The 24,653-nt window shown below is 43.8% G+C and carries 22 protein-coding genes and 1 pseudogene; 14 read left to right on the top strand and 9 right to left on the bottom strand.

Annotated features, from left to right (window positions below; all coding sequences use genetic code 11):
* Positions 1–2 precede the first annotated feature (2 nt).
* The 3 genes from JWG45_RS04710 to JWG45_RS04700 all read left to right on the top strand — a co-directional run bounded on the left by JWG45_RS04710 (position 3) and on the right by JWG45_RS04700 (position 5,029).
* Positions 3–2,234, top strand: coding sequence for a GAF domain-containing protein (locus JWG45_RS04710; protein ID WP_205278629.1), 2,232 nt, complete (start codon positions 3–5; stop codon positions 2,232–2,234).
* A 9-nt stretch (positions 2,235–2,243) separates the two neighbouring features.
* Positions 2,244–3,665, top strand: coding sequence for an MBOAT family O-acyltransferase (locus JWG45_RS04705; RefSeq protein ID WP_205278628.1), 1,422 nt, complete (start codon positions 2,244–2,246; stop codon positions 3,663–3,665).
* A gap of 245 nt (positions 3,666–3,910) precedes the next feature.
* Entirely contained in the window at positions 3,911–5,029 is a 1,119-nt protein-coding gene (locus JWG45_RS04700) for a hypothetical protein (RefSeq protein WP_205278627.1), read from the top strand.
* 134 nt (positions 5,030–5,163) lie between these two features.
* Here JWG45_RS04700 and JWG45_RS04695 read toward each other — a convergent pair whose 3' ends face one another.
* The 5 genes from JWG45_RS04695 to JWG45_RS04675 all read right to left on the bottom strand — a co-directional run bounded on the left by JWG45_RS04695 (position 5,164) and on the right by JWG45_RS04675 (position 9,869).
* Complete coding sequence (locus JWG45_RS04695; protein WP_205278640.1) at positions 5,164–5,853, bottom strand: DNA alkylation repair protein; 690 nt, start codon at positions 5,851–5,853, stop codon at positions 5,164–5,166.
* Between the two features lie 249 nt (positions 5,854–6,102).
* Complete coding sequence (locus JWG45_RS04690; RefSeq protein ID WP_205278626.1) at positions 6,103–6,636, bottom strand: hypothetical protein; 534 nt, start codon at positions 6,634–6,636, stop codon at positions 6,103–6,105.
* A 227-nt stretch (positions 6,637–6,863) separates the two neighbouring features.
* A complete protein-coding gene (locus JWG45_RS04685; protein ID WP_205278625.1) occupies positions 6,864–7,364 on the bottom strand; it encodes a hypothetical protein in 501 nt (166 codons plus the stop codon).
* A gap of 166 nt (positions 7,365–7,530) precedes the next feature.
* A complete protein-coding gene (locus tag JWG45_RS04680) occupies positions 7,531–8,217 on the bottom strand; it encodes a DUF1361 domain-containing protein (protein WP_205278624.1) in 687 nt (228 codons plus the stop codon).
* Between the two features lie 89 nt (positions 8,218–8,306).
* Positions 8,307–9,869: a Ppx/GppA phosphatase family protein gene (locus JWG45_RS04675; RefSeq protein WP_205278623.1), complete on the bottom strand. Its 1,563-nt coding sequence runs from the start codon at positions 9,867–9,869 to the stop codon at positions 8,307–8,309.
* A gap of 190 nt (positions 9,870–10,059) precedes the next feature.
* Here JWG45_RS04675 and JWG45_RS04670 point away from each other — a divergent pair, with 190 nt between their 5' ends.
* The 8 genes and pseudogenes from JWG45_RS04670 (at position 10,060) to JWG45_RS04635 (ending at position 17,610) form a co-directional block, all read left to right on the top strand.
* Entirely contained in the window at positions 10,060–11,082 is a 1,023-nt protein-coding gene (locus JWG45_RS04670; RefSeq protein WP_010574148.1) for a rod shape-determining protein, read from the top strand.
* Between the two features lie 82 nt (positions 11,083–11,164).
* Positions 11,165–12,274 (top strand): rod shape-determining protein MreC, encoded by a 1,110-nt coding sequence (mreC, locus tag JWG45_RS04665; protein ID WP_205278622.1) that lies wholly within the window; start codon positions 11,165–11,167, stop codon positions 12,272–12,274.
* Positions 12,271–12,783, top strand: a complete 513-nt coding sequence (mreD, locus tag JWG45_RS04660; RefSeq protein WP_118970288.1) for a rod shape-determining protein MreD — start codon at positions 12,271–12,273, stop codon at positions 12,781–12,783. The genes mreC and mreD overlap by 4 nt, the downstream gene beginning before the upstream one ends.
* 1 nt (position 12,784) lies before the next feature.
* Positions 12,785–14,734 carry a penicillin-binding protein 2 gene (mrdA, locus tag JWG45_RS04655; protein ID WP_205278621.1) on the top strand — a complete coding sequence of 650 codons (1,950 nt, stop codon included), beginning with the start codon at positions 12,785–12,787 and terminating at the stop codon, positions 14,732–14,734.
* The gene (gene rodA, locus JWG45_RS04650) at positions 14,721–16,226 is read left to right on the top strand and encodes a rod shape-determining protein RodA (protein WP_205278620.1); all 1,506 of its coding nucleotides are present in this window, start codon (positions 14,721–14,723) and stop codon (positions 16,224–16,226) included. Before mrdA ends, rodA begins: the two co-directional genes overlap by 14 nt.
* A 172-nt stretch (positions 16,227–16,398) precedes the next feature.
* The gene (locus JWG45_RS04645) at positions 16,399–16,539 is read left to right on the top strand and encodes an antitoxin HicB (protein WP_456298541.1); all 141 of its coding nucleotides are present in this window, start codon (positions 16,399–16,401) and stop codon (positions 16,537–16,539) included.
* Positions 16,529–16,751: pseudogene (locus JWG45_RS22475) on the top strand (type II toxin-antitoxin system HicA family toxin). The gene JWG45_RS04645 and the pseudogene JWG45_RS22475 overlap by 11 nt, the downstream one beginning before the upstream one ends.
* 43 nt (positions 16,752–16,794) lie before the next feature.
* Positions 16,795–17,610: a hypothetical protein gene (locus tag JWG45_RS04635; RefSeq protein WP_205278618.1), complete on the top strand. Its 816-nt coding sequence runs from the start codon at positions 16,795–16,797 to the stop codon at positions 17,608–17,610.
* Here JWG45_RS04635 and JWG45_RS04630 read toward each other — a convergent pair.
* Together JWG45_RS04630 and JWG45_RS04625 are read right to left on the bottom strand one after the other, a co-directional pair.
* The gene (locus tag JWG45_RS04630; protein ID WP_205278617.1) at positions 17,607–18,374 is read right to left on the bottom strand and encodes a hypothetical protein; all 768 of its coding nucleotides are present in this window, start codon (positions 18,372–18,374) and stop codon (positions 17,607–17,609) included. The genes JWG45_RS04635 and JWG45_RS04630 overlap by 4 nt on opposite strands.
* A 348-nt stretch (positions 18,375–18,722) precedes the next feature.
* Complete coding sequence (locus JWG45_RS04625; protein WP_069607990.1) at positions 18,723–18,950, bottom strand: DUF1858 domain-containing protein; 228 nt, start codon at positions 18,948–18,950, stop codon at positions 18,723–18,725.
* A gap of 167 nt (positions 18,951–19,117) precedes the next feature.
* On the opposite strand from JWG45_RS04625, the gene JWG45_RS04620 reads away from it, so the two are divergent.
* Positions 19,118–19,528 (top strand): 6-carboxytetrahydropterin synthase, encoded by a 411-nt coding sequence (locus JWG45_RS04620; RefSeq protein WP_205278616.1) that lies wholly within the window; start codon positions 19,118–19,120, stop codon positions 19,526–19,528.
* A 502-nt stretch (positions 19,529–20,030) separates the two neighbouring features.
* Here the strand turns inward: JWG45_RS04620 and JWG45_RS04615 are convergent.
* Complete coding sequence (locus JWG45_RS04615) at positions 20,031–20,435, bottom strand: hypothetical protein (protein ID WP_205278615.1); 405 nt, start codon at positions 20,433–20,435, stop codon at positions 20,031–20,033.
* 130 nt (positions 20,436–20,565) lie between these two features.
* On the opposite strand from JWG45_RS04615, the gene JWG45_RS04610 reads away from it, so the two are divergent.
* Complete coding sequence (locus JWG45_RS04610) at positions 20,566–22,548, top strand: acetoacetate--CoA ligase (RefSeq protein ID WP_205278614.1); 1,983 nt, start codon at positions 20,566–20,568, stop codon at positions 22,546–22,548.
* Between the two features lie 382 nt (positions 22,549–22,930).
* Positions 22,931–23,821 carry a substrate-binding periplasmic protein gene (locus tag JWG45_RS04605; protein ID WP_205278613.1) on the top strand — a complete coding sequence of 297 codons (891 nt, stop codon included), beginning with the start codon at positions 22,931–22,933 and terminating at the stop codon, positions 23,819–23,821.
* A 35-nt stretch (positions 23,822–23,856) separates the two neighbouring features.
* On the opposite strand, the gene JWG45_RS04600 is transcribed toward JWG45_RS04605, so the two are convergent.
* Positions 23,857–24,510 (bottom strand): lytic transglycosylase domain-containing protein, encoded by a 654-nt coding sequence (locus JWG45_RS04600; protein ID WP_205278612.1) that lies wholly within the window; start codon positions 24,508–24,510, stop codon positions 23,857–23,859.
* Positions 24,511–24,653: the final 143 nt, after the last annotated feature.

Raw genomic sequence — 24,653 nt, 5'->3', positions numbered from 1 at the left:
CAATGGGTTTATTGGAGAGGGTCAGCAAGTTAGTAAGATCCGATTCCACAGGCACGCCTTCTTCCCGGACTTCCACAGAAGAAAAAAAATCGTTACTCAAAAAATCGGAAGCCCTCAAAAGTAAAAAAAGTTTTTTTCAACGGGCGCTCGGAATGCGGAGCGAACATCCGCCGAACGAGATTTCTTCCGAACCGATCTTGGATTCACACACGATTCCTGAACTCGCCGAACACGCGGAGGAGTTCGAATCGGATTCCTCCTTTGAAGAGGATTTTTCTCTTCCCGAACTAGACGGAGATTCTCCCACTTTCGAAGCGGAGGATTTGCAGGCGGAATTTCCGGATTCTACGTTTGAAACCAATGAAAATTCTTTCGACGGAGGCGAGTCGTTCGATCTTCCCGAGGATCTCGTCGAACCGGAAGGGACCGTTAAACACGAGTTAGACGAAAATCCGTTTACTTCACCCGCGGTTTCCACGGAAAATGAATCGGAAGACGATTTTTCTTTGGATGAACTTTTTGGAGAAGAATCTCCGGAAGAATTCCCCGTTTTATCGGAGACCCCGGTTTCGAATGTAAAAGAGGAAACGAAAGAACAGGAATTGCCAGAGGTTTTGGAAGAGGATCCTTTTAGCGACTGGGTCAAAGAAGCCGAACAAGAAGCGAATCGTACGCCGACTAAAGTCGATTCGAAGGCCGCCGCAGTGGAAAAAGGGGATTTTCTTTTTGACGACGATTCCAACTTTTCGACTTCTCCGATCGATCTACAGATCGCTTCCAGAAAAAAATTAGAAAACTATATGTCGGTTTTTGAAATCAGTAAAGAGATCGGCGTCTCTACCGATTTCGCAAACTTCTTTGAAAATCTTCTTTTTTCGATCATGGGCCAGATCGGCGCCGAATCCATCGGAATTTTTTCTTCCAAGAACGGTGACAAAGAATTCTTCCGTTTGGAAGAATATCAAGGAGAAGGTTTTAATCAGGAATGGACAATCTCTTCCGAGGATGAAATCTATCATGCAGTGCATAACGCGGGTTCCGTGTTATACGCGAAAGAACTTTTAAAACCCGCACTTCCCGCGAAAGAACGGGAAATTTTAAAACAGTCCTCCGCTGAACTGCTCGTAGCAATTCGATATATGGACGATTTTTTCGGGATCATCGTCCTCAGTAAAACGATCAGCGGCGAAGACTATACGATCGAGGATCTGGAATTTTTAAAGATCATCGGAGAAATCGCGGGTTCTGTGTATCACAGAATTTACGATACGGAACAACTCCAGCAGGAAAATCAAAATCTCAAAGAGGTGATTCGAGCCAATGAATTGATCATCTCGCTCGCACGTGACTTCGGTTCGATCCGCACACTTGACGAAGCCTACGACAAATTGATCTCCTCCTTTAAAGAGGAATTGAAAGTAAGAAGAGCTACGTTTATGATTTTGGACGGACATACAAAGAACGAGTTCCGCGTTTTTGCGTCCAATCTAATGACACCAGAACACGTAGGAACTTTTACCCTTCCTTTGGAAAGTTCTATCGTCGGAATCGTGTCGAACATCCCCGGTGTTTTTAGAATCGAAAATTTCAGAAAACACCCCGAGCTCATGCAAAAACTTTCCAACGATGAACTAGGGCTCATGTCCGATTTTATAGTGATTCCGTTTATCAATCTTCACTGGTTGGTGGGAATGTTGATCATACACGAAACCGAAGTTCCTTGGACGGATAGCGACCGGGAAACGGCTGTTGGAATATCAGAAGTTTTGGCCCCCGTTTTTTCCAACCTTCTTCTCGTGCAGGAAAGGGATTCGGTTTTTAAGGATCCGTTTAGTCCCGTCGAAGAAAAAGTCGAGGATATGATCTTAAAGGCGGCTCGGCTCGGAAGTTCTTTTAGTCTTACTATATTCAAAGTTCAGAATGTATCAAGAATGGTGAAACTAAAGGGTTCCGGTTTTTTCGCCTCTTACAGCGAAGAACTCAGGAAAGCGATTCAGGAAAATCTTTCCGAATCCGATTTTCAATATCGAATCGGGCAGGGAAAATACGCGGTCATTTTGGACGGAAAAGACAGGGAAGAAACACAAATCCTCATCCGAAAGATCAAAAACAAACTCAACGAAGCTGATCGAAGATCGAAAGACTTTCAAACTTCCGTGATTCAACATACTCTTTGTTATCCGGCGGATACGAAGGAAAAGGAAAGAATTCTCGAATTGCTCGAAGAATCCTGATGAGAGAGAATGTTATTCAATTCTCTGAATTTTCTCACCTTCTTTGTTTGTTTTATTCTTCTCTACTTTCGTTTCGGTAAACTCGGACAAAACCGACTCTTATTTTTCGGGGGACTTTTCTTTTACGGTTTTTGGAAACCGGAAATGGTCCTTCTCCTTTTGTTCTGCATCGCTTTTAACTTTGCCGGCGGAATCCGTCTTGGAAAGGAAAAAGGCGAAAATCAAAGAAAAATTTTTATCCTTCTCATCTCTCTCAATCTCGGAATTTTAATCTTCTTTAAGTATATTCTTTTTTTATTGAGCATCTGGAATGACACGTTAGGCGCTCTATATCCGAAAACTGGAGTAGTTCTACCTGAGATCCTCCTTCCCGTGGGAATTTCCTTTTATACGTTTCACAATATAAGTTATCTCTCTGATATTCGATCCGGAAAAATTCTTCCTTGTTTCAATTTTATTCGTTTCGGGGTTTACGATCTATTCTTTCCGTTGTTGCTCGCCGGCCCGATCGAAAGACCGGATTCTCTGCTTCCGCAGATCGAGAACGAAAGGACCGTCACACAAAACGGATTTTTGTCAGGAATTATTTTGTTTTTCTGGGGAATTTTTAAGAAAGTTTTTATCGGAGATCATCTCTTGCTTTTTACTGGGAAGGCCATGGAGTCAGGAATGGAACTCGCACCCGGGATGGTTTTTTGGATCGCTTTTTGTTTTGCGTTTCAGGTTTACGCGGACTTTAGCGGTTATACGGACGCGGCTCGGGGACTCGCAAAAATGCTAGGATTTCGTCTAACGTTAAATTTCAATTTTCCATTTATCTCTTCCAGCCCCGCCGAATTTTGGAGACGCTGGCATATTTCTCTTTCGACTTGGCTTCGAGACTATCTCTATATTCCTTTGGGCGGGAATCGAGTTTCGGTTTTTAGACAGAACTTAAACTTGATGATCGTCTGGATTCTCGGTGGGCTCTGGCACGGAGCCACCTACGGTTATCTCGTCTGGGGTTGTTACTGCGGTTTGCAAGTGGTAGGATACAATTTATTTCAAAGATACGTTCTTAGATGTCTTCCTTTGAATATTCAAATTTTAGAATGGGCTTTGAGAATATCCGGAGTTTTTCTTACGTTTTGGATGTTTGCACTCGGGTTACTTTTGTTTCAGGTCCATTCTCCGGATGAACTTTGGAGTTTAGTTTTGAATGCAGCCGGAGGAGTTTATTGGAATCCGGTTTTGGCGGGAAAACTTTTGTTTTTGCTTTTCCCCCTGATCCTCGTGGAACCTTGGATGATTTTTTCCGGTGGAACCGATTCCTTTTTGGAAAAAATAACGACCAAACCTTTTCAATGGGTCCCACTTTCCTTGGGAGTGGCAGTTTTGTTTTGTCTTTTCGGAATTTTTGAAAAGAAAGAATTTTTTTACTTTCAGTTTTGAGTTGGAATGGGCATAAAAAGGATGTTTTTACGGATGCAAAATCGAAGATCGAAATTTTTCACAACTCTGCGATCTCACATTGTCAAGTCTCTTCTTTCAGTTGTTCCGACAAAGTATTCGTCTCAAAAAAGTCTTGAGAACGGAAGCAGAAGAGTGCTGAGGCAGGACGGGAAAATAAAAAAATTCAATTCTGATAGTTTCCCTGCCGTAAGGATCGATAAGAGCCATTCTTTGTCCTGAATTTTATGAATTATAAAATTAGAATACTTCCCGGAGTCCTTTTTCTAACCTTTCTCATCGCTTTTCAGACGTGTTTGTTTCCGCTTTTGGTTTCGTTTCAGGAGAAAAATTCATTTCTCTACGATCGTCTTTCTCAAATGGACGAAACCCTTTTTACGAGCGCGGCCCATTTGCAAACGAAGGCTCCGATCGTTTTTTTGGGAGACAGTCAGATTCTTTCCGGCATCAATCCAGCGGAACTCTCTCCCGAGTTGAAGCGCCCCATCTGGTTTTTGCCTCGTCCCTCCGAACAACCGGAAGGAATGCTCTTACGATATCGGGAATTCGAAAAAAAAATCGGAGTGAAACCCGCTCTCGTAATCTTGAACGGTTCCGTCTTTTCGTTATCCGAAATGGATGTGGCGAGTGCTCATCGAAGCCTTGTTTTGAATTATTCCTCCTTTCAACCTGAGATTTTTTTAGAACCTACGTTTAAGAATTTTTATCTGAAAAATTTTTCCTCCGGTTTATTTTATCTTTTGGGAAGAATTTTTTCATTTCTCCGTTTAAACGCCTCCATGTCCACCTCCGTAAAAATTGTGGGAGAAGGTGACGAGTTCAGTTATTCCGAAAGGAAAATGGAGAATTTGGTTTCCGGAAATCCTTTCGTAAAATGGTCCAAAAATTGGGATCGAAATCAGTTTCTAAAATTGGAATATTCTAAAAATAAGGGATACATGGACTGGGCGCGATACGAAGCCTATGACGGAGTTTGTGTTCTCAATTCTCGGCCTCATCCGTTGCCCTTAAATGCGGAACTTGCATTGCAAAAGACAAGATCCTCATCTTTAAAGGCATGGAAAGAATTGTTCCGTTATTTCAAGTCCCGGGAAATTTCAGTTCTGGCAATTTCCCTTCCCTTTCGACCGGACTTCGATTCGCGTCTGAAAGGTTTGTCCCAGACCGCAGAGTGGGAATCGATTCTTATAGATGAGGAGATTCCATTTTGGAAATTAGGTAGCTCTGTATTTCAGGAAGGGGATTTCGGCGATTACACACATCTCAATACTTGCGGAATGAAAAAATTGTCACCTTTGTTAAGCGATGAAATCTCCAAATATCTCGTCTTAGACAAAACAGAATGATCGAATCGGTTGTCCCCAAAAAAGAATCGGAATCAAAGGTTCGATAAGGGTTTTTTAATATGGATTTCGACATGGAAACGAGGTATGGCTTTTCGTCCGATTCCCGGAATCAAGAAGACCATTTCGTGGTTCGCTTAACAACGAGCTTCTTTTTTCTTTGCTCCCAATTTTCCCATCCTCTTCATTTTTAGAATGGTTTCTTCCGCGTCCGGCACCTTACACGCGGTTTTTCCCATCATAACGTTCACTTTGCCGATCTTTTTCGAAACTTTCAATGCCTCTTGGGTAAGTTTCGGATAAAATCCGCCGACCGCGATTACAAAGCCGTTCATACAATACTTCACTCTGTTTTGTGATTGGTGAATGTTCGATTCGACTCTCTTTAAGAGTTTTTGAATTTCCTTCGAATCGATTTGTTCATCCGGCGTGATCGAAAGAAGGCTTGTCAATGTGCTCCATCCGGATGAGGCGATACTTTCTTTGGGAGACTCGATCCATTCTTTGGCAAGTTCCCATCCGTACTTGCTTTCGGCGGCGATCCAGGCGACGGTACATTCGCTGAGCATCGGAGAACTCGAATTTTTCACCCAAAACTGGAGGTCCTTTTTTTGAATCACTGTTTCGTCGGCGATCAATCCCGCGAGATACATCGCGTCGGCATTTCCCGTTTTATAAAGTTCTAATGAAAGAGAATGATTCTTTTTGATTTTTTTCTGAAGCTTTTTAAGGTCGCCGACTTTCACTCCGAAAAGCGGTTCTTTTGCCCCATGATTGATGAATATTTTTTTGACTCCTTCGGAGCCCATCGATTCTAATTCTTTCATGACATCGTTCGTATTCACTCTGGTTGATCCTTTGTTAGTTTAAATTGGTGTTTAAAATCCGAGTATAGAAAGAGATATCTTTTTTTCTTCTTTCAAAAAAGAATTCGTTCTCTCACTCCTATCGGGCTTAGGAGCGAATTTCAACTTAAATTTCAACCGAGAAGATTGGAGAAAAAAACAAACACCGAAGCAGAGAAGGCGTAAGTTTTGCGAAGACAAAAAAGGAAAGCCGACGGGATGAAGCTTTTTTTAAACCGGATCGGAGAGGAATTTTTCTGAGATTTTTAATTCCTCTTCCAGAATTTTTTGTATGGCTTTTGCGTGAACCTTACTTGCTATTTTTTGAAGAATCGTAACTTCTTTCAAATCCGAAAGAACCAAGGAAACGCTGTAATAATCGTAAGACGGAAAATCGGAGGAGGAGATCGTGTATGTTTTGGTGAAAACTCCTCTGATCTCTTTTCTTTTAAAAATTCTCCGGCAATGCGTCGGGATCGGAGAATCGTAAATGACAAAACGATTCGGATCCATCGCGATATTTGTGGAATTAAAAGAGTGATCCGCGATCACGTATAATCCGTAACTCGGAATTGCAAGGACGAGGACTGCGGTCAAAAATTCCTCCCAGGAATTGAAGTCGATCATTCCCACGAGGATACTTCCCATTACGTAAAGCAAAACCGGTATGAATGCGAGGGAAGAATGATCGTATTTATCGTAAGAAAGAACGGTTCGATTTTTATTTTTTCGAATCGATATTTTTTTGGGGATCGGTGAATTCATGATTTTGAATGTTCTTTGAGGAACGATTTGAAATCCGTTCTCAACGATTTTTCTGATTGGACTGCGGGAATTCAAGATTTCTTTCCATCCGTTCACTCTCATTTTCTGGATCTTCATTCTTTTTTTTGAAATTCCAACGCGCCGACGCGGATGTGGAGAAGTCGGTTTCGATTTCTAAAAAAAGTAGAATCGTAGCGCAAGGAATACAATCTTTCGTAACTCGAAATTTATACGATGTTTCGTAATGTTTCTTCGATACGATTTTTTAGATTCTGGGTTTCCTCCCAGGAATTCAAATCTTCAAACACGATTACTTTTTTAGAATCGGTCAACTTTAATAGAATGGAATAAAATTCGGCGGGACTTTCGGACTCGTAATCCGTTTTGATTTCTACTTGTGTTATGCTTTGTTTTGGAATTTTGAACGTCGGCCTTTTGGGAAACGGACTCTGAAGAATTTCGACAAATTCGGAATCGATTTTTACTTTCGTAGAACTGAATGAATGGCGAAGGACTTGATATATTGTGAATCCGAGAATCCCAAAAATGGTTAAAGAAAGAATCGTATCGAAGAGCGAGTTCATCTTCAATCCATCTTCCAAGAAGAACGGAAAAAGAATCAAAATTATGATCAAAAAAATCGAAGTGATTCGAAATTTCTTATGAATCAGAACGAGTCCTGATTCGGTGCTTAGAATTTCAATATCGTCGATTTTATTTGAAATCATCTTCATACCATTCTAACGACTCGTTCCAGATCTAGATTTGAATTTATCAAAGGATCGAGCCGCAAGTTTCCGTCTCAGTTTCGTTAAAGAACCTTAGCTTTTTTCTCGCATCGAATCCTCCTTTCCGGCGAAGAATCTTATTACCAATGGAAATCGAAATTCTTTATTAAGTTTCGTTTTTCTTAAAATGAGAGGAAAAGCGGGTCAACGAATAGACGATCAAATAACCGAAAAAGATCGAGATCGAAATCAGGATCAGAATTCCTAACAGTCTTCGATTCTCTTGGATGCCGACCAGGATCTCCATCATATCTTCGTAAAGAGCCAGAGGGTTTGTGATGATATCCCAAGAATTCCATCTGTAAAATCTTCCGATATAAACTCCCAAAGCCGTGAGGGGAGCGATCGTAAGCACGAACATCCAATTGAACAACGCGTTGAATTTATCGTCAAAAACGTTGTGGATGATTCTAAGCGATAAATAACCTGAAAAAAGTCCGTTCCAGGCGAATGAAAAAATCAACAAGATATCGTACCAAAGTGGAATTCCAGGCTTGGGTTTGAGATGAATAAAGTCGGAAACGATATAGGGAGAATTGGGAAAAAAAGCGAGCCAGATTAAAACGAGAAGAACGAAAATCAAATCGATCGATCTCTTGCGGATTTTATAATAGAACAGTAGAAAGTAGGCGATACAAACCGGGATCAACGCTAAGACCAAATTCCACTTTAGAAATACGTAACTTTGTTTTCCCGAAATGGATACTCTCAATTCGATGAATAAGAGACTCAGAAGACAGGACAAGAATAAGGAAAGAGGTGGAAGAAACAAGGATGCGCGTTTGAGGATCATATTGATTCTAACAATCCTGGATTCTTATTTTCTCTAAGGAAAGTTTTTATCTTCGCAAAGGATTCTTCCAAAATTCAAACTCAGCAAACTTACGGCGCCGAAGCAAATTCCACCGAATAACCGTAGGTTTCCTCGAACGCGGACTTCTGTTCTTCGGCGGCCCAGATTTCCAAAGAAGGATCGTATCCTTTGCTCGTTTTTAATAAGAATCGAATCCGATTTTTTTCGATGTTGCAGATAACGTTTGGAACAAGTCCGCCTCGGTTTCGATTCAGCGCGGAGCTGATTCTTAAAATCGCGGAGAGTTGTCTTACGAGGGTTTGATTCTTTTCCGAAAGCCTGTTGTATTCCCTGTGTTTGATTCGAGGTGTATTCTTTCTGTGATAACGCGCCGTGAGTGCGATGATTTCGATTTCTAAAAACGTAAATCCCAAAAGCATCTCGGAATTTCGAATCATATAATAACTGTGTTTGTGATACGCCGAATGAGAGATCGATTGTCCGATTTCGTGGAGCAAGGAAGCCGCTTCCAAAAGTTCCCTCTGTTCTTGTCCGAGTTTGTGAAGTCCTTTCAACTGATCGAAAATCTGGAGGCTCAATTCTGCGACGTGTCTTGAGTATTCTTCGTCCCTGGAAAAGGCGCGCATAAAGTTGTGAACGGATGTTTGACGAATATCATCCAAGTGTTTGGAATGTTCCGTATTTTCAAAGTGTTCCCATTTTCGAATCGTATCATAGACGATTCCTTCTCTGAGTGCGAATTCCGAAACCGTAAGACTTTGTACGTTTGCGAGGTCGAAAATTTCTTCGAGGATCAGAGTTCCGCCTACGATGATGTCCGAACGTTTCGCGTCCAAACCGGGAATCTTAGCCCTTTTTTTGGAAGTGTCCGCTTCTAAGATGAGGTTTCTCATCTTCTTAAATTCCGATGTGGAGAATTCGAAGTTGTTCAAAGAGATTTCTTCCGTTTCCCCTCTCGATGCAAGAATCATTCCTGCGATCGCTTGGATCGTCCCGGAAGAACCCACAACAAGATCCGGTTTTAAATCTCGGAGAATCTTTCGAAACGGAAGGAGCATTTCCTCGATATGAAGTCTGCACTTTCGGATGTCCGAGTTGGACAACGTTTCTTCTTTAAAGAATTTTTCGGTCAGACGGATCGCGCCCAACTTAAAACTTTTTGAAAAGAGTATGTTCCCTCTGTGTCCGACGAGGACTTCCGTACTTCCTCCGCCGATGTCGATCATCATGATCTTACGATCGAAGACGGGGATGCCTTGGAGGATGCCGAAGTAGATCAAACGGGCTTCTTCGTAACCGCTCACTACATCGATGGATATACCGGCTTCTTGATAGGCGGCTTCTAGGAATTCTTCCTGATTGGAAGCTTCTCGGAGCGCACTCGTTGCGACCGCTCTGATCTCGGCTCCGGCGTTTTCTGCGAGGACCTTAAAACGTTTGAGACAATCGATTCCACGCTTAAAGGACTCGGAGTCTATGCCTCCGCCTTCTTGCAGACGATTGCCCAAGCGCACCGATTCTTTTTCTCGGGCTATGGCTTCAAAAGTTCCGTTCGCCCGAACCCGAACGATGATCATGTGGAATGAATTGGTGCCTAGATCGATGGCGGCGAGAGGTTTTTCCTGAACCATGGTTGAACAGATTGCTTTCCCGCTAAAATCGAATCCAGCTTAATTTGTTTTCTCATTTTTTTGTTTTGCAGTTGCCGGGAACCCAACCGTTGAAATTATTGAAACCGTTCAAATAGGAAAGTTCTGCAGGAATTCCCGGTTTTAACAGATAATAAAGATAAATAACCTCCGCGGTTGAAAGGTACACGAAATGATATTTGATAATCTCTATGCCCTGTTTTCCAATGATATGGGAATTGACCTGGGGACGGCAAATACACTGGTGCATGTGAAAGGACAAGGGATCGTTCTTTCCGAGCCATCGGTTGTTGCGGTTCACGCGGCGACCGGAAAGGTGCTCGCAGTAGGGCAGGAAGCAAAACGGATGTTGGGAAGAACCCCGGGTGAGATCGTTGCGATCCGTCCGATGAAAGACGGTGTGATCGCCGACTTTGAAACCGTGGAAAAGATGATCCGTTATTTTATCGCGAAAGTGCATAATCGTACCACTTTTGTAAAACCGAGAATCGTGATCGGAGTTCCGTCCGGAATCACCGAGGTGGAAAGACGCGCCGTCCGTGAATCTGCGGAACAAGCGGGTGCGAGAGAAATATTCTTAATTGAAGAAGCGTTGGCCGCGGCGATCGGAGCGAACATCCCGATCAACGAACCTGCGGGAAACATGATCGTGGATATCGGTGGGGGAACCACTGAAATCGCGGTAATCTCTCTCGGGGGAATGGTAATCGCAGAATCCATTCGTACGGGTGGAGACGAGTTTGACGAAGCCATCATCAAATATCTCAGAAACCAATACAATCTGGTCGTCGGAGAAAGAACCGCGGAAGATATCAAACTTACGATTGGAAACGCATATCCGGAAAAGAAAGCGGAGACGATGGAAGTTCGCGGTCGCGACGCGATTTCAGGACTTCCAAGAACTCTTGAATTGGAATCCAACGAAATCAGAAAGGCCCTCAAAGAGCCGACAGACGAAATCTTAGACGGAATCAAACGAGTTCTGGAAAGAACTCCGCCCGAGCTCGCATCGGATATCGTGGAAAGAGGAATCGTTCTTACCGGAGGTGGTTGTCTCCTCCGAGGACTGGAAACCTATCTCTCCAAAGAAACCGGAGTTCCGGTTTTCCGCGCAGAGAACCCATTGACCTGTGTGGTTCTTGGAACCGGAAAGTATCTCGACGAGTTGAAATACATCAAACCGGGAATTCGCTAAGAAATTCCAAGAAGAACGCGCCTAAAAATCCGGAACGATTTTTTGTTCCGGAACGAAAGCCGGGAGTGCAAAAGAAGATTCGATGTTATGGTTTCAACTCAGCCGAAGCAAAGAGACGGTCTCACTCCTCTTTTGTGTTTTATTCTCCATTCTTTCCCTAACATTCAGAAGTAACGTAATCGTTCGAGGAATCGCAAGCTTCCAAAGAGTGGGCGATATCGTTTCCGGATCCATCGATTCCTTCGGTGGCTTTTTCAAAGGTGCATACAATAAGTTAGAATCTTTTGAAACCGTCCGTAAGGAAAGAGATTCTTGCGTCGCGGTCATGGAAGACTACAAACTTCTTCCTCAGGATTTGGAAAAAGCAAATCGTGAGAACGATTCCCTTCGCAAAGAACTTCGCTTTCAGAGTCGTCAGAAATATTCCAGTCTCAAAGCCGAAGTTTTATCGGTTCGTCTGAACTCCATTTATAGAACCATCATCATCGACAAAGGATCGGACGCGGGAATCAAACCGTATATGCCCGTGACCGCAAGAGCCGTCGATCAAAAGGGCGCCATCATAGAAGCGTTAGTCGGAAAGGTAATCGCCGTGACCGGCGGATCCGCGGTTGTTCAACCTCTGATCAACTCCAACTTCAATATGGGAGTTGCGATGCCCGATACAAATCTTTGGGCCAATCTTTCCGGAAACTCCGGAAGAGGAACGGAAGCTCTTTTGAATTATATCGATAGCGGAATCATCATCGATCCAAGAGTCTTCGGAGAATATCCGATGGGACCGAGTGAGATGATTCAATACACGGAATCCTTGAGTAAAATCGGAAAGCCGGTTTATACTTCCGGCGGTGGCGGCGTTTTTCCGGCGGGAATTCCGGTAGGAGTGATCACGGAAGAAGGGCCACGAAACGGAAGTTTTAAGAGCGCGTATCTCAAACCATTCGTTCGTTTTGAAATGCTTGAGAGTGTGACGATCCTTTTGAAACTTCCGGAAAAATGGCTCGAAACTTGGCCGGAAGGACAAAATATCACGATCGAAAATCCGTACTTCGGAGAACTCAATTATCCGGGAGAAGAAAAAATTCTCAAAGAGAATTCTTCCAAAAACCCATTGTCGCCTAACGGAAATAAGCCGCAGACGAACGCTCCGAAAAATCCGGCTCTTCCTCCGAGCGAGGACGATTTGCAATGATCTTAGAAAAACTCGTTATCGCGGTCGGAATCCTGATCGCACACTTTTTAAACGGATCGAATCTTTTCGAGATCGGATCCGCGATCAAACCGGACTTTATGATTCTTCTCGTTTTATTTTTTGCATTGAGAAGGGGCCCTCTCTACGGTCTTTGGATCGGATTTTTCGGAGGACTTTTGACGGACTCTGGACTCGGAGGAGAAATCACTTCCGGGAACGTGGTCGCGTACAAGATCGGACTTCATTCTTTGACGTTTTGTCTGATCGGTTATTTAGTCGGAAAGTTTGCACGTTCTGCGTATCACGAGAATTATCTTTCGATCACGATCTATTCTTTGCTCATCACGTTTATCACGAGAGTTGCGACGTATTATCTATTCTCCCTTTTCTTTCATGAGAATATGAGCTATTCCTTATTCTTTACTTCGATCTTCAACGCGCTCATCGCGCCCGCTTTTTTCTACGCTCTGACTTGGATCTACCAGTTGGATCACATGGGGGACGCGTAAGTTGTTAGGCGGAGCTCAGTCCGCGACGGAATACCGTCTAGAGAGAAATTTCCGCGTTCGATTGTATATCTTTTCGGGGCTCGTCGTTTTTACGTTAGCCGCGTTTATCTTTCAACTCTTCAATCTTCAAATCTTCAACGGAACGGACAACGCACTCAAAGCGGAGAAGTTCGTTCGAAAGAGCGAGATTATGCCCGCCGCGAGGGGACAGATGTTTGATCGAAACTTTCTCACGCCGGAAACTTCGATGGCGCTCGTTTCCAATTATTCTTCCTTGGATGCGATCTTAAACACTTCTCTTTTCAAATACGATCCTGCGACTGTTAAAGCGTTTATCCACGAATTCGCGAGAACTCTTTCGATTCCCATTTCCTATTACGAAGACGAACTCATAGAACCCAGATTCTCCAGAAACCTAAAGTCGAAAAAACCGATCGTTCTTTTGGAAGGAATCACAACCGCTCAACAGGAAAGAATATCAGTATTCGATAATATATCCAAATACATCATTCTTCTTCCGTCTCCGAGAAGAATCTACAAGATGGGGCCCGCTCTCGCACACGTGACGGGTTATATCGGAAAACCGACTCGGGACGATCTTGTCACCGGCGAAATCAAATCGTATCAGTTCCTCGGGAAGAACGGCTTGGAATTGGAATACGATTCCGAACTCAGAGGTCTGGACGGTTTTAGAATTCAGAAAAGAAGTTCCGAAGGTAATATCGAAGAAGAAAGAGTCGTAGAACATTCTTCTCCCGGAAACAATTTGGTTCTTACTATTGATAAGGATATTCAGATCGCCGCGCACAAGGCTCTCAAAGGAAGCAGGGGAACGGCGATCGCGATCAAGGTTGCTACCGGTGAAATTCTCGCGATGGCTTCCAATCCTAGCTACGATCCAAACATACTTTCCGGAAAAAATAAAGCGGATCGAACCAGTCATTTCAAACGGGTCAAAGACAACGGCGGTTTTTTGAATCTAGCGATTCAATCTAAATTTCCTCCCGCGTCCACATACAAGACGTTAGTCGCTCTTGCGGCTTTGGAAAGCCAACACAAGATCGGATATACTCCCGAGACTTCCTACTCTTGTAACGGAAGTTTTGTTTTGAAGTCGACCTTTGCCGGAGTTCCCGATCAAGTTTTTATGTGTTGGGAAAAGGGCGGTCACGGGACAAACGATCTCGCACACGCGCTTCAAAAATCCTGTTCGGTTTATTTTTACAATCTCGGATACAAACTCGGGTCGGATGCGATTCTGAACTACTCTCGACTTTTCGGATTGGATAGTAAGTCAAAGGTGGATCTTCCCGGGGAGATCACGGGCTTCGTTCCTTCCTCGGCGTGGAAAAAAAGAACATACGGAACGAAGTGGTTCGACGGAGATACGATCAACTTGTCGATCGGCCAAGGATTTATTTCTTCTACTCCGATGGGAATGGCGATGTTCTACATGGGTCTTCTCAATCGAGGACAGATCTATCAACCTTATGTCGTGAGCGAGGTTCGAGATCCTGTGGACAACTCCATCATCAATCGGACAACTCCTCAGATCTTAAAGGACATTCCGATCAATCAGTCTTCGGTGGAAGCGATTAAGGAAGGATTGAAGCTCGTCGTAAAAAGCGGAACGGCGGCTTACGTTTTGAACAAACCGTTTCTCCCGGACATCGCTGGAAAAACCGGAACGGCTCAGACCAGAAGAAGAGGCGCTTCCGGATCCAACCACGCTTGGTTTGTGGGCTACGCGCCCGCGAACGCTCCCGCCAGCGAACAAGTGTTAATCGTAGTTTTCGTTGAATACGGAGTCGGTGGAGCCGCAGGTGCGGCGCCCGTCGCGAGAGAAATGTTTCACGCGGCGTTTCCTCCGGGAACGTTTAAAAAATCGCAGGACGTAGCTCCGCCTTCTTCGCCGACGGCAGGACAGGAGGGACCTCTTGAAGCCAGATAAGTCCATAGAAAAGATAGATTACTTTTTAGTAATCTCCGTCGTCATCGTCGTTCTTTGCAGCGTGTTGACCCTTTACAGTCAAGAAGTCAACTTCGAAGACGGACCGGGGAAATGGTATAGACAGCTTTTTTATTTTATCATCGGTCTCGTGATCATGTATTTCGTCTCTCGGATCAACTATCAATTGTTAGGCGCCTATGCGCTTGTGATCTATGTGTTTACGGTTTTTCTTTTGATGATCACTTTGATTCCCGGGATCGGTCACTTGCCTTCGGGAAGGGGGGCGCGCTCTTGGTTGAAAATAGGTCCAATCGGGATCCAGGCTTCCGAGTTCGCGAAGTTATCCACGGTGATCCTTCTGGGACAGTTTATGGTTCTGAAAGAAAAGGATATGAAGAATATTGCGGTTCTTTCGATTCCGTTCGTGATCGTAATCGTTCCTATGATCTTCATTCTTCTGCAACCTGACTTTGGAACCGCGGTTTCCTTTTTGCCGATTCTTTTTACGATGCTCTTTCTCGGTGGAGCGGACATCCTTCACATAGGATCTCTTTTGACGTTAGGAGGAATCACTCTGATGATTCCTATGTTCGTGGAATATTCCAGGCTGACTCTTATCAACGATATCACCGACTTCTTGCAGAGAACGGGAAAGACCGATCTTTTATCGGTGGTCAACCGACTCGGAGGAAAGATCTGGCTCGCGCTCGACGGAAAAGATCTGAAAGCCGCGAACCTCACGCCGAAGACGTTAAACGCGCTTCGGGAAGCGGTGGATCAGGTCGTTGAGTTGGAAGGTGGATTTTTCTTTAAGATTTTTTCTAATCAGAAATTGCTATTAACCTTTGGAGGAATCTTTCTACTGGCGAGTCTTGTGATGGTGGGAATCCGAATCGCGAGAGGAAGTCGAACATTAAGACAATATTATATTCCACTCGGGATCTTGGGGATCAGTCTGATTTCTGCGGTCGTCGTGATGAAGACCGTCCCTTTCCGGGAAAACCAGGTCGTACGATTGACCGCATTCTTAAATCCTGAAGAATTCAAACAAGGCGCCGGTTATCAACTGCGCGCGTCCAAACCCGCGGTCGGTTCCGGAAGATTTTTTGGAAAAGGATTGATGAACGCCGAGATGACGGAAGGAAGAATTCCGCACGTTCCGGAAGCGAGCACCGATTTTATCTTTGCCTCTTGGGCGGAACAGACCGGATTTTTAGGGTCCGTATTCTTGTTATTCTTTTTATTTTCGATTCCGTTACGTGGTCTTCAGATCAGTTACGAAAGTAAGGACCGTTTCGGATCCTTGCTTGCCTCGGGGATCGTTGCGCTTCTTTTCTATCACATGGCGATCAACATCGGAATCGTGATCGGCCTTATGCCTGTGACCGGAATTCCTTTGTCGTTTATGAGTTACGGAGGATCACACTTAATCATGTCCATGACGGCGGTGGGAATTATTCTTTCGATCAAAAGTCGCAAACACGCAAACTGATTTTTTCTCTATTGAGAGGGTCCCCTTGCGTTGTCACGTCGGGAGATATGGATCGCAAGGGAAAAAGATTGGACAATTTTCCCAAATCAGTTTCTATTTTAGTGATATGAAACAATCCTTTACAGCAAGCGTTTGGCAAGAAGAAGGTTTATTCGTTGCTCAGTGCCTCGAAGTGGATATTGCAAGCCAAGGAGAAGCTGAGGAAGAAGCATCGGTCAATTTGAAAGAAGCGATGGAATTACATTTTAAATCACCGATTGCTACGATTCTTCCGGAAATCAAAAAATTTCAGGCCGAAGTGAGTGTCGCTTAGATCGCTCTCATTTCGGGAAGTCAAAAAAAAAATTAGAAGCCGCCGGATTTCGAGAAGTCTCTCAAAAGGGAAGTCACATAAAATTCATAAAAGCTACCGAAGTTGGCACCCTGACTACGATAGTTCCGGTTCATAAAGAAATTGCGATCGAAACTTTACGAAGTATTTTAAGACAGGCTCGAACTTCAGTCGAGAATTTTGAAAATTTCTAAGTCTCGAAAAATCAGTGAATCGTCCGATAATAAAGATACTCCTATGGATCCCGTTAAAGACTCTCGATTCTTCTTTGATCTAAAACATAAGTTCGAAACTATTTTGGAAGAAGTCGAAAAGAAGACCTTCGACCAAAAGGACGAGATCCGGGAATTGGAAACTCTTTGGGACGAGATGTTTCAAATCGCGGGAAAAAACGATTCTCCTTACTTTCAGATCCGACTCAAATCCTTAAAAAAACAATTGGATACTTTTGTAAAAAACAAAGGTTACGAAAAAAACGAATTCGATCGAATCTTTCATCAACTCGGAAAGATGAAACGGTCGGATTCGGTGGAGTTCTTAGACGAAACACTTAAGAACCGTCTCGAAAAAATCGCAGGAAATCATTATTCGCCCGGAGATATGATTTCTTCGGGGGTTGTTCTCCCTTCTTCCACAAATCAAAAGGGAAAACAATATATCACCTTTCGTTGTGGGACGATCTACTTCATTACGGATCATTCTTCTTATACGATTCTCAAGGATCTGGACCGAAGAAAAAATTCGGTGGAATACAAGGGTTTTGTCCATAGAATTTTTCCGAGCTCTTCCGTTTACGGACTTTCGGATGAAGAATATCGAACCGAAAGTTTTTTGACGATGAACCTCCTCGCGCTCAAACGGGAAGACGGCCTGGAATTTTATCGATTTGATGCGTTAGGCGAAATTGTTCAGCTAAACGAAGGAACATTCCGAAAAGGACTAAAACCTCTGGAAAATTCGGATATCTTCGGAAAGGAGAGTCGGATTCGAAACTATTTTAGAAAAGCGGGAACCCGTTATTACTACATTCCATCCGAAAAATTCTCACTCTAATCCACCTTTGAGAAAACGGTTCCGGAGGCGCGTGAGGAAATTCTCTGGTACTTCGCATAAGCCGCGACAAGAGAGGATCGAATCGCCTTTTTATCTTTGAGACCAGACTTTGCAACGGTGCCGGCTAACGCTTCTAAAAGATAAGCTTCCGGGGCCATAAAGGTTCTTGTCATCGCAACCTGAGGAACATACAAAGAGCGAAGGACCGGACCGAAATACTTTTCACTTTCACAGGCGAGCACAACGGCGGGTTTGGAAGAAGCCGCTTTGAGCCTTTTGATTTCAGGCGGAAATCGATCCATCAGACGATCGTGCCCCGCCCAAACAACTAAATCCGTATTTGAATTCGAGTTGCCCGCAGCGTTTAAGAAGTCGACTAACGCGTCGTCGATTTTATCTCCCGCATAGGCGTGTAAGATAAGAACCACTTTCGTTTCTCCTTTTTTCGGAGTCCTTTCTAACACTAAATCTCTTAGGATCGGAGAAGAAGAAATTCCGTCTTTTCTTTCCAACACTCGAAATCCGGACGCCTTTTTTAAAAAAGTTTCCGCTCCGAAAGCGCCTCCCCAATATAAATTTCCTTCCAAGGAACGAGGATCGCCGGCCTTCCCTTTTCCGCAGGCGAGTTGCGTTCCGTTGCAGAGAGGGACAAAAACTTCTATCGTAAAAGCTTCGATTGTGGAAAAAGAAATCGAAAACAGGAGAACCCAGAGTATTCTTTGAAATTGGAACCATCGTTTGAAAAAGTGAATTTGAGTGATCATAGGAGGAAGTGAAAATAGAATTTCAAGGTAGAATCAAAAACTTAAATTCTTATCTATCGGGAATATAGATTTCTGTCACTCATCAAAATTCAAAGCCGAAGCGCGAACTATAGAAAGGAAAGAATATTATAAAAAGTGCAACTTCTCGTCGATTTCAAGAGAACGAATCAGTGTTGGTATCGATCCTTCCGAAAAGAGTCGTTTCCAGAACGGAAGCGTAGAAATTCAAAGTGGAACGGATTGAGGAAAAGGGAAGAATGAACGAGAAAAAAAAGACAAATTCTGGAGAAGAAAACTTGGAAAACGAGGAGAAGTAATTCCCGGAGAAAATCTCCGGGAGGAAAAATCTTAATCTTCCGAATCTTCGAGGAGGTTGTTCAGGCTTTCCACAAGAACTTCCACTTCCACACCGTATCCCATACAAACCTGTTCGATGGTTTCGAGTTCGTTGATGGAGCAGTGGGAACATCCCCCTAAATGATAGCTTGAAAAAACGAGCCCCGCTTCCGGGTGTACGGACATGGCTTCACCCACTGTCATTTCCTTATAAAATCTTGGCTTGACCACTTCTGTCATTGTATATCTCCTATCACTAAAATACTCGCAGGGAAACTATTTTCGCGAAGCATTTTGCTCCTGCTAAACGGTGCATTCACCGGCTGGAAATCCCGTTTCTTTCACGAAACCATCTCTCCAGTGCAGTAGCTTCCAATATATAGACCTGGGAAAGAAAGTCAAGAGCTATGTTTTTTGAAGAAACCGGAAGATTTTACATTCGTATCGAGGAAAGATTTGAATCCTCTCATTACCTTTACCGGTATTTCCCGGACGGTTCCGACGAACCGATCCACGGTCATTCCTGGAAGGTGGAACTCTTTCTCTCTGGAAAAAAGAACATCGGCGAAGACGGGATCAGTTTTGATTTTCTTACCTCGAAACAGAAGCTCAAAGAGCTCGTCGGAGAGCTCGATCATATTCTCATCAACGATTTGGAAGAATTCAAAAAGATCAATCCGACTTCCGAAAATATCGCCCGATGGTTTTATCACTATCTCAAGGAAAGCGTTCATGCTGCGGGCGGTAAAGTCGATCGAATCGTGATCCACGAAGGCCCGGAAAACCTAGCCTATTTTGAGCCAACATCGTCCCCGTAAGGGACGATGTTGCCAAAAGGCAGCGGAGCGTTGCCGTTGGTTCCCAACGGAGTTGGGAAATCATTCGTAGCATATCCTTACCCGCGAATTTGGAACCTCAAGGAGAATCTGTCGGAACTCCGACGTCCTCCGTGAAAGTCGCGGGCCCCACCCAAATTTCGGGTGGAGGGGAGGGTGGTGGAAAAAACCACGGCAGATTTTCCTCTATCACAAAATTCTAATTTTGCAAGTAAAAATTCCCGGCTAGGAACTCCTACAAAAACCTTTCTTTGTTGGTCGATTCTTGTTACAGTTCCTTTCACCTTGTGGGTCAGGTTATGCGATGAGAGGCGCGCCCGAGCGAGTTTTAGGGAGGCGTTTTTACGACAGATTTTTTTTGCGATTGAAAGCAGGGGCGTGTGAGGCTTCCACCCGAAGATGCATTTCCTCGGAACGAAATTTGATTCTTCTCCTTTCCGAAAAAAAATGAGGCTTTCCTGGACGAGAGATCCTATTCTCCGGTTTAGAATCTCAAAGAGAAAAGATATCCTGCGAGGATGACCGTAAAACCAAGGCTAAAGAAGAATCCGATCTTCACCGGTTGTGTGTGAGTCTTGTAACCAGATAAAAAGATGTGCAGGGTAAGAAAGCCGATCGCGATGTTTTCCGTAATCAAGGTGGCGACTACCGCAGGTTGTGGACCGTAGAATAAGATTAAAATCGAAGGAAGAAATCCCAAAAAACTCATAAACGCCCCGGTCGTAATCCACATCATGAGAATCAAACGAGACTGTCTTTCATCCGGAAATTGGAAGAATCCGACGGCGGCTCCCACGATCAATTGGTGAATCAGGCCGTGAAGTGTGTAAAGAATCCCGGAGGCAATGAGAATGATTTCGGCCGTGTGTATATGTTCGAATGAGTTCAATGGACTATTTCTCGGATTTATTTTTTTCTAAACCTACAGAAGCGTCCTTGTTCCTCAATCAAAATTCATGTTGACCCGGCCTTTCGAAAAAAATGTAATAGAGTCCAAAAAATAAAAATAGAGATTTTTCATGCATCAAGAGCTATGGGCGCCTTCCTCTCAACAAATCGAATCCTCCAATTTAATCCGTTATCAAAAATTTCTAAAAGAAAAAAAAGGGCTCTCGTTTGCCAACTTTGAAGAGCTCCGTTCCTGGTCCGTGGAGGATGTAGGAGCTTTTTGGGAAAGTATCTGGAACTTTTCCAGCTTCGTTCATTCAAAAACCTATGAGATCGCTTACAAAAAAGGCGAGAATTTTACCGATTCCCTTTTTTTTCCCGGAGCCAAACTCAACTTTGCGGAGAATCTTCTTCGAAGAAAGGATTCCTTTCCGGCTCTGATCTACAGAGGAGAGGACGGTTCCAGAAGAGAACTCAGTTATGCGGAATTGCGGAGTTATGTGGGAGCTCTCGCCAAAGATCTAAAAAAAAGAGGAGTTCATCCCGGAGATCGAGTGGTCGGGCTCATGCCGAACGTCCCCGAAACCGTGATTGCTATGCTCGCCGCCACTTCGATCGGAGCAATTTGGAGTTCTTGTTCCCCCGATTTCGGAGCGAAAGGGGTGCTCGATCGTTTTGGACAAATCGAACCGAAGATCCTATTTACGACGGACCGTTATTCCTTTAAGGGAAAGGATCTTTCTCTTACGGAGAATCTGACCCAGATTCTTTCCTCGATTCCTTCCTTGGAAGCCGTGATCGTCTCCGATTATAAAAACGGATTTCTTCATTTTAAGAATCAAACTCGGACCGACCTGCCGGAAAATTATCCGAAGAAGAATATTCAATTTTTAGAAAGTATTCTCCAGGAGAATTTCGGAGCGGAACCGGAGTTTTTTCAGGTTGGAATGGATCATCCGGTTTATATCATGTATTCTTCCGGAACGACCGGTCTTCCGAAATGTATGGTGCAAGGCGCGGGAGTTCTTCTCAATCACTGGAAGGAACTCGTTCTTCATACCGATCTCAAAGAAGGAGAAAGGATCTTTTATTATACGACCTGCGGTTGGATGATGTGGAACTGGCTCGTGAGTTCTTTATCGGTCGGAGCTACGGTCGTTTTGTTCGACGGTAATCCGTTTCATCCGAGTCCGGAGATTCTCTTTCAGGTCGCCGCCGAAGAAAAAGTCAACGTCTTCGGAGTCGGAGCGAAATACATTCTTACGTTGGAGAAGTCGGGATTTCAACCGAAGGGTTTGGATCTTTCTTCGATGAGGGCCGTTCTTTCCACGGGGTCTCCTCTGACTTCTTCCGGATTTCGATACGTCTATCAAAATTGGAAGTCGGATCTTCAACTTTCCTCCATCTCGGGGGGAACCGATCTCAACGGATGTTTTGCGTTAGGCAATCCGATTCTTCCTGTTCGCGCGGGTGAAATTCAGTGCAGAGGTCTTGGAATGGATGTGGAAATCTGGGATGAATCCGGAAAGTCGGTGATCGAAGAAAAAGGAGAACTTGTCTGTAAACAACCGTTCCCTTCGATGCCTCTTACTTTTTGGAAAGACCCGGAGGGAAAAAAATATAAGTCGGCCTATTTTGAAACTTTCCCCGGCGTTTGGTGTCACGGAGATTTTGCAGAGTTAAAAAAGAACGGAGGTCTTGTCGTCTACGGACGTTCGGATGCGACTCTCAATCCGGGCGGTGTAAGAATCGGAACTGCGGATCTTTACAGTTTGATTGAGACCTTTCCCGAAATCGCCGATTCGGTGATCATCGGTCAGGATTGGAAAGAAGACGTAAGAATCGTTTTATTTCTCAAGATGGCGTCCGGAAAAACTTTGGAAGATTCTTTGGTTCAAACCCTAAGGAAAGAAATTCGAGACAAGGTTTCCCCGAGGCACGTTCCTTCGAAGATCGTTCCGGTTCCCGATATTCCCTATACGATCAATATGAAGAAAGTGGAGATCGCGGTAAAAAGAACTGTACAAGGCGAGCCCGTTACGAATAAAGAAGCCTTGAGTAATCCTGAATGTTTAGAATATTATAAAAATATAAAGGAATTGAACGAGGATTAGGTTAGCTCGAGATCAAAAGAAAACTTCGGAGATCGATTCAACCTGAAAATTCTAAAAAAATATTTCTTAGAAAGAGTAAAGAGTGATCCGAAAAGAATTTTCTGAAAATAAAAAAACGGATTTAGACTTGAAACTCTTTATCAAAAATTTTATAGAAAAAACACCGTGGTAGAAATCCCAACAAGACTGAGATGGAGCACGATTTTAAAAAAACGCCATGTTTTGTGGATAAAGAGGAAAATAAATTTTGGATTTTTTACCGGGAAAATTTCATATAGGGTTTTGAGGAGATGGTTTTCTATCGTAAACCTCTTTGTAGGAACTCCTGTAAAGAAAACTCCAATGGAGCGGTGGATTTCTTTGGAAAGAGGAGGAGTTTAAAATGTTTCGGAAAATTCTAATAAAACGCATCTTATTTTGGGTTTTTCTGGGATCGTTTTCTCTTTGGAATCGAATACCGGTGAATTCCATTCATGCGGAAGAAAATATATTCAAGTTTTATAATTCTTCGAGGTTGAAGGAAATTTTAGAAAAGGGAGAATTGAAAGTCGCCGGAAACCAGGCGGATGAACCGTTTTATGTTCCCAACGCAAAGGAGGGTTTTCCCGGTTTTGATTATGAATTGGGAAAAATGTATGCGGATTTTCTCGGCGTAAAATTCAAATTTATTTCTTATCCGGAGTTCGCCGAATACGCGGAAGCGATCAAAAAAAAAGATGCGGACATCGCGTTATCCGGAATCTCAAGCAATTTGGAAAGGTCTCAAAAAGTTCGATTTAGCTCCGCTTATCTGTTTTCTACACCTGCGGCCTTGATTCGAAAGACAGCGCTTCCTCCTCCACCGGAGGGAAGTATCATTACGACTCAGAGTTTCCGAAACATTCTCGACTTACAAGACTTAAGCGGAATCACTTTTGCAGTACGTTCTTTTTCCAATCGTCACGAATACCTTCTCAAGAATTTTAAGAACAACCGTATCTTTACCTACGGAGACACTCCTTCCGCCTGGGAAGCCGTGAAGAACGGAACCGCAAATTGTCTTGTGGCGGATTCTTTTTATATCAAGGGAATTCTTCTCAAAGAAAAATCGATCGCTTCCAATTTTCGCCCACTTTTAGAGCAGGTTCAGAGGGAAGATATCAGCGCCGCCTTTCCGATCGCCGATCCTGTTTTTGTTCGTAATTTTGATTTTTTCATTTCGGAACTCACTCGCTCCGGGGTTCTTCGCGAGTTGGAAGATAAGTATTTTAATAAATCAGATTGGGTTCCTTGAGAGAATTCTTATAATAACTCCCAAGGATTTTGGTTTTAGCGAAGAGCGTTTGCGACCTCTTCTCTCAATTCTAAATAACGAGCTTGGTTGGAAAGTATGATCTCGTTGTATTCCGGAACTCCACCCCAACGATCGACGGCTCCCGGTCCTGCGTTGTAGGAGAGGAGCGCTTTTTCGGTGTCTCCTTTTCTGAGTTCTAAAAGATCGTTTAAGTAGGAAACTCCCAGGTGAATGTTCACTTCGGGCTTCTGAAGGTCTTCCGAAGAAGTTTTCCAGCCTTCCTTCTTGGAAAGCCAGGTTGCGGTGGTCGGCATGATTTGCATAAAACCTCTGGCGCCTTTCGGGGAACGAGCTGTCGCCTTAAATTCGGATTCAAGATGAATGAGTCCGATCAGAAGGCTCACTTTGTCCGTGTCAGAACAACGGAAGGTGCAGGATTCCAGTTCCAACCGGCGGGATTCTTGAAGAATGACCTGAGAGAGTTTTTGAAGAGATTCCTGAGAAAGGGAAGGTCGGACCTCCAGGATGTACGCTTGAATGGCTTTGATCTCGACGGTTTCTTCATCGAGGAGGGTCTTTTTTTGACCCAGCGCTCCCGCGAGCGGCGCGAGAACGAGTTGGAAACTCAAAGGTAAGAGCAACCAAAGGAGATATCGAAAACGAAATCGGGTCATCTTGCGAAAATTCATGGGATGCCTCCGTAGATTCAAATTTGTGCATTGCACAATCTATGGCCATTTTTTTGGCAGTGCACCAGAGGTCAAGGAATTCTTTGCGGTTTGGAAATGGTTTTGAGAGACAGAATTCGATCTTAAAAAGATCGGAAAATGTG

The sequence above is a fragment of the Leptospira ainlahdjerensis genome (genome assembly GCF_016919175.1).
GTDB classification, from domain to species: Bacteria; Spirochaetota; Leptospiria; order Leptospirales; family Leptospiraceae; genus Leptospira; species Leptospira ainlahdjerensis.
The sequence above is the reverse complement of the archived record's forward strand: the minus strand, read 5'-3'. Positions and strand labels throughout refer to the sequence as shown.

What these genes read in the sequence shown, in the direction of transcription:
- JWG45_RS04710 (WP_205278629.1), top strand. Translation starts at nt 3, where the DNA reads ATGGGTTTATTGGAGAGGGTCAGCAAGTTAGTAAGATCCGATTCCACA.
- JWG45_RS04705 (WP_205278628.1), top strand. Translation starts at nt 2,244, where the DNA reads ATGTTATTCAATTCTCTGAATTTTCTCACCTTCTTTGTTTGTTTTATT.
- JWG45_RS04700 (WP_205278627.1), top strand. Translation starts at nt 3,911, where the DNA reads ATGAATTATAAAATTAGAATACTTCCCGGAGTCCTTTTTCTAACCTTT.
- JWG45_RS04695 (WP_205278640.1), bottom strand. Translation starts at nt 5,853, where the DNA reads ATGAAAGAATTAGAATCGATGGGCTCCGAAGGAGTCAAAAAAATATTC.
- JWG45_RS04690 (WP_205278626.1), bottom strand. Translation starts at nt 6,636, where the DNA reads ATGAATTCACCGATCCCCAAAAAAATATCGATTCGAAAAAATAAAAAT.
- JWG45_RS04685 (WP_205278625.1), bottom strand. Translation starts at nt 7,364, where the DNA reads ATGATTTCAAATAAAATCGACGATATTGAAATTCTAAGCACCGAATCA.
- JWG45_RS04680 (WP_205278624.1), bottom strand. Translation starts at nt 8,217, where the DNA reads ATGATCCTCAAACGCGCATCCTTGTTTCTTCCACCTCTTTCCTTATTC.
- JWG45_RS04675 (WP_205278623.1), bottom strand. Translation starts at nt 9,869, where the DNA reads ATGGTTCAGGAAAAACCTCTCGCCGCCATCGATCTAGGCACCAATTCA.
- JWG45_RS04670 (WP_010574148.1), top strand. Translation starts at nt 10,060, where the DNA reads ATGATATTTGATAATCTCTATGCCCTGTTTTCCAATGATATGGGAATT.
- mreC (WP_205278622.1), top strand. Translation starts at nt 11,165, where the DNA reads ATGTTATGGTTTCAACTCAGCCGAAGCAAAGAGACGGTCTCACTCCTC.
- mreD (WP_118970288.1), top strand. Translation starts at nt 12,271, where the DNA reads ATGATCTTAGAAAAACTCGTTATCGCGGTCGGAATCCTGATCGCACAC.
- JWG45_RS04635 (WP_205278618.1), top strand. Translation starts at nt 16,795, where the DNA reads ATGGATCCCGTTAAAGACTCTCGATTCTTCTTTGATCTAAAACATAAG.
- JWG45_RS04630 (WP_205278617.1), bottom strand. Translation starts at nt 18,374, where the DNA reads ATGATCACTCAAATTCACTTTTTCAAACGATGGTTCCAATTTCAAAGA.
- JWG45_RS04625 (WP_069607990.1), bottom strand. Translation starts at nt 18,950, where the DNA reads ATGACAGAAGTGGTCAAGCCAAGATTTTATAAGGAAATGACAGTGGGT.
- JWG45_RS04620 (WP_205278616.1), top strand. Translation starts at nt 19,118, where the DNA reads ATGTTTTTTGAAGAAACCGGAAGATTTTACATTCGTATCGAGGAAAGA.
- JWG45_RS04610 (WP_205278614.1), top strand. Translation starts at nt 20,566, where the DNA reads ATGCATCAAGAGCTATGGGCGCCTTCCTCTCAACAAATCGAATCCTCC.
- JWG45_RS04605 (WP_205278613.1), top strand. Translation starts at nt 22,931, where the DNA reads ATGTTTCGGAAAATTCTAATAAAACGCATCTTATTTTGGGTTTTTCTG.
- JWG45_RS04600 (WP_205278612.1), bottom strand. Translation starts at nt 24,510, where the DNA reads ATGAATTTTCGCAAGATGACCCGATTTCGTTTTCGATATCTCCTTTGG.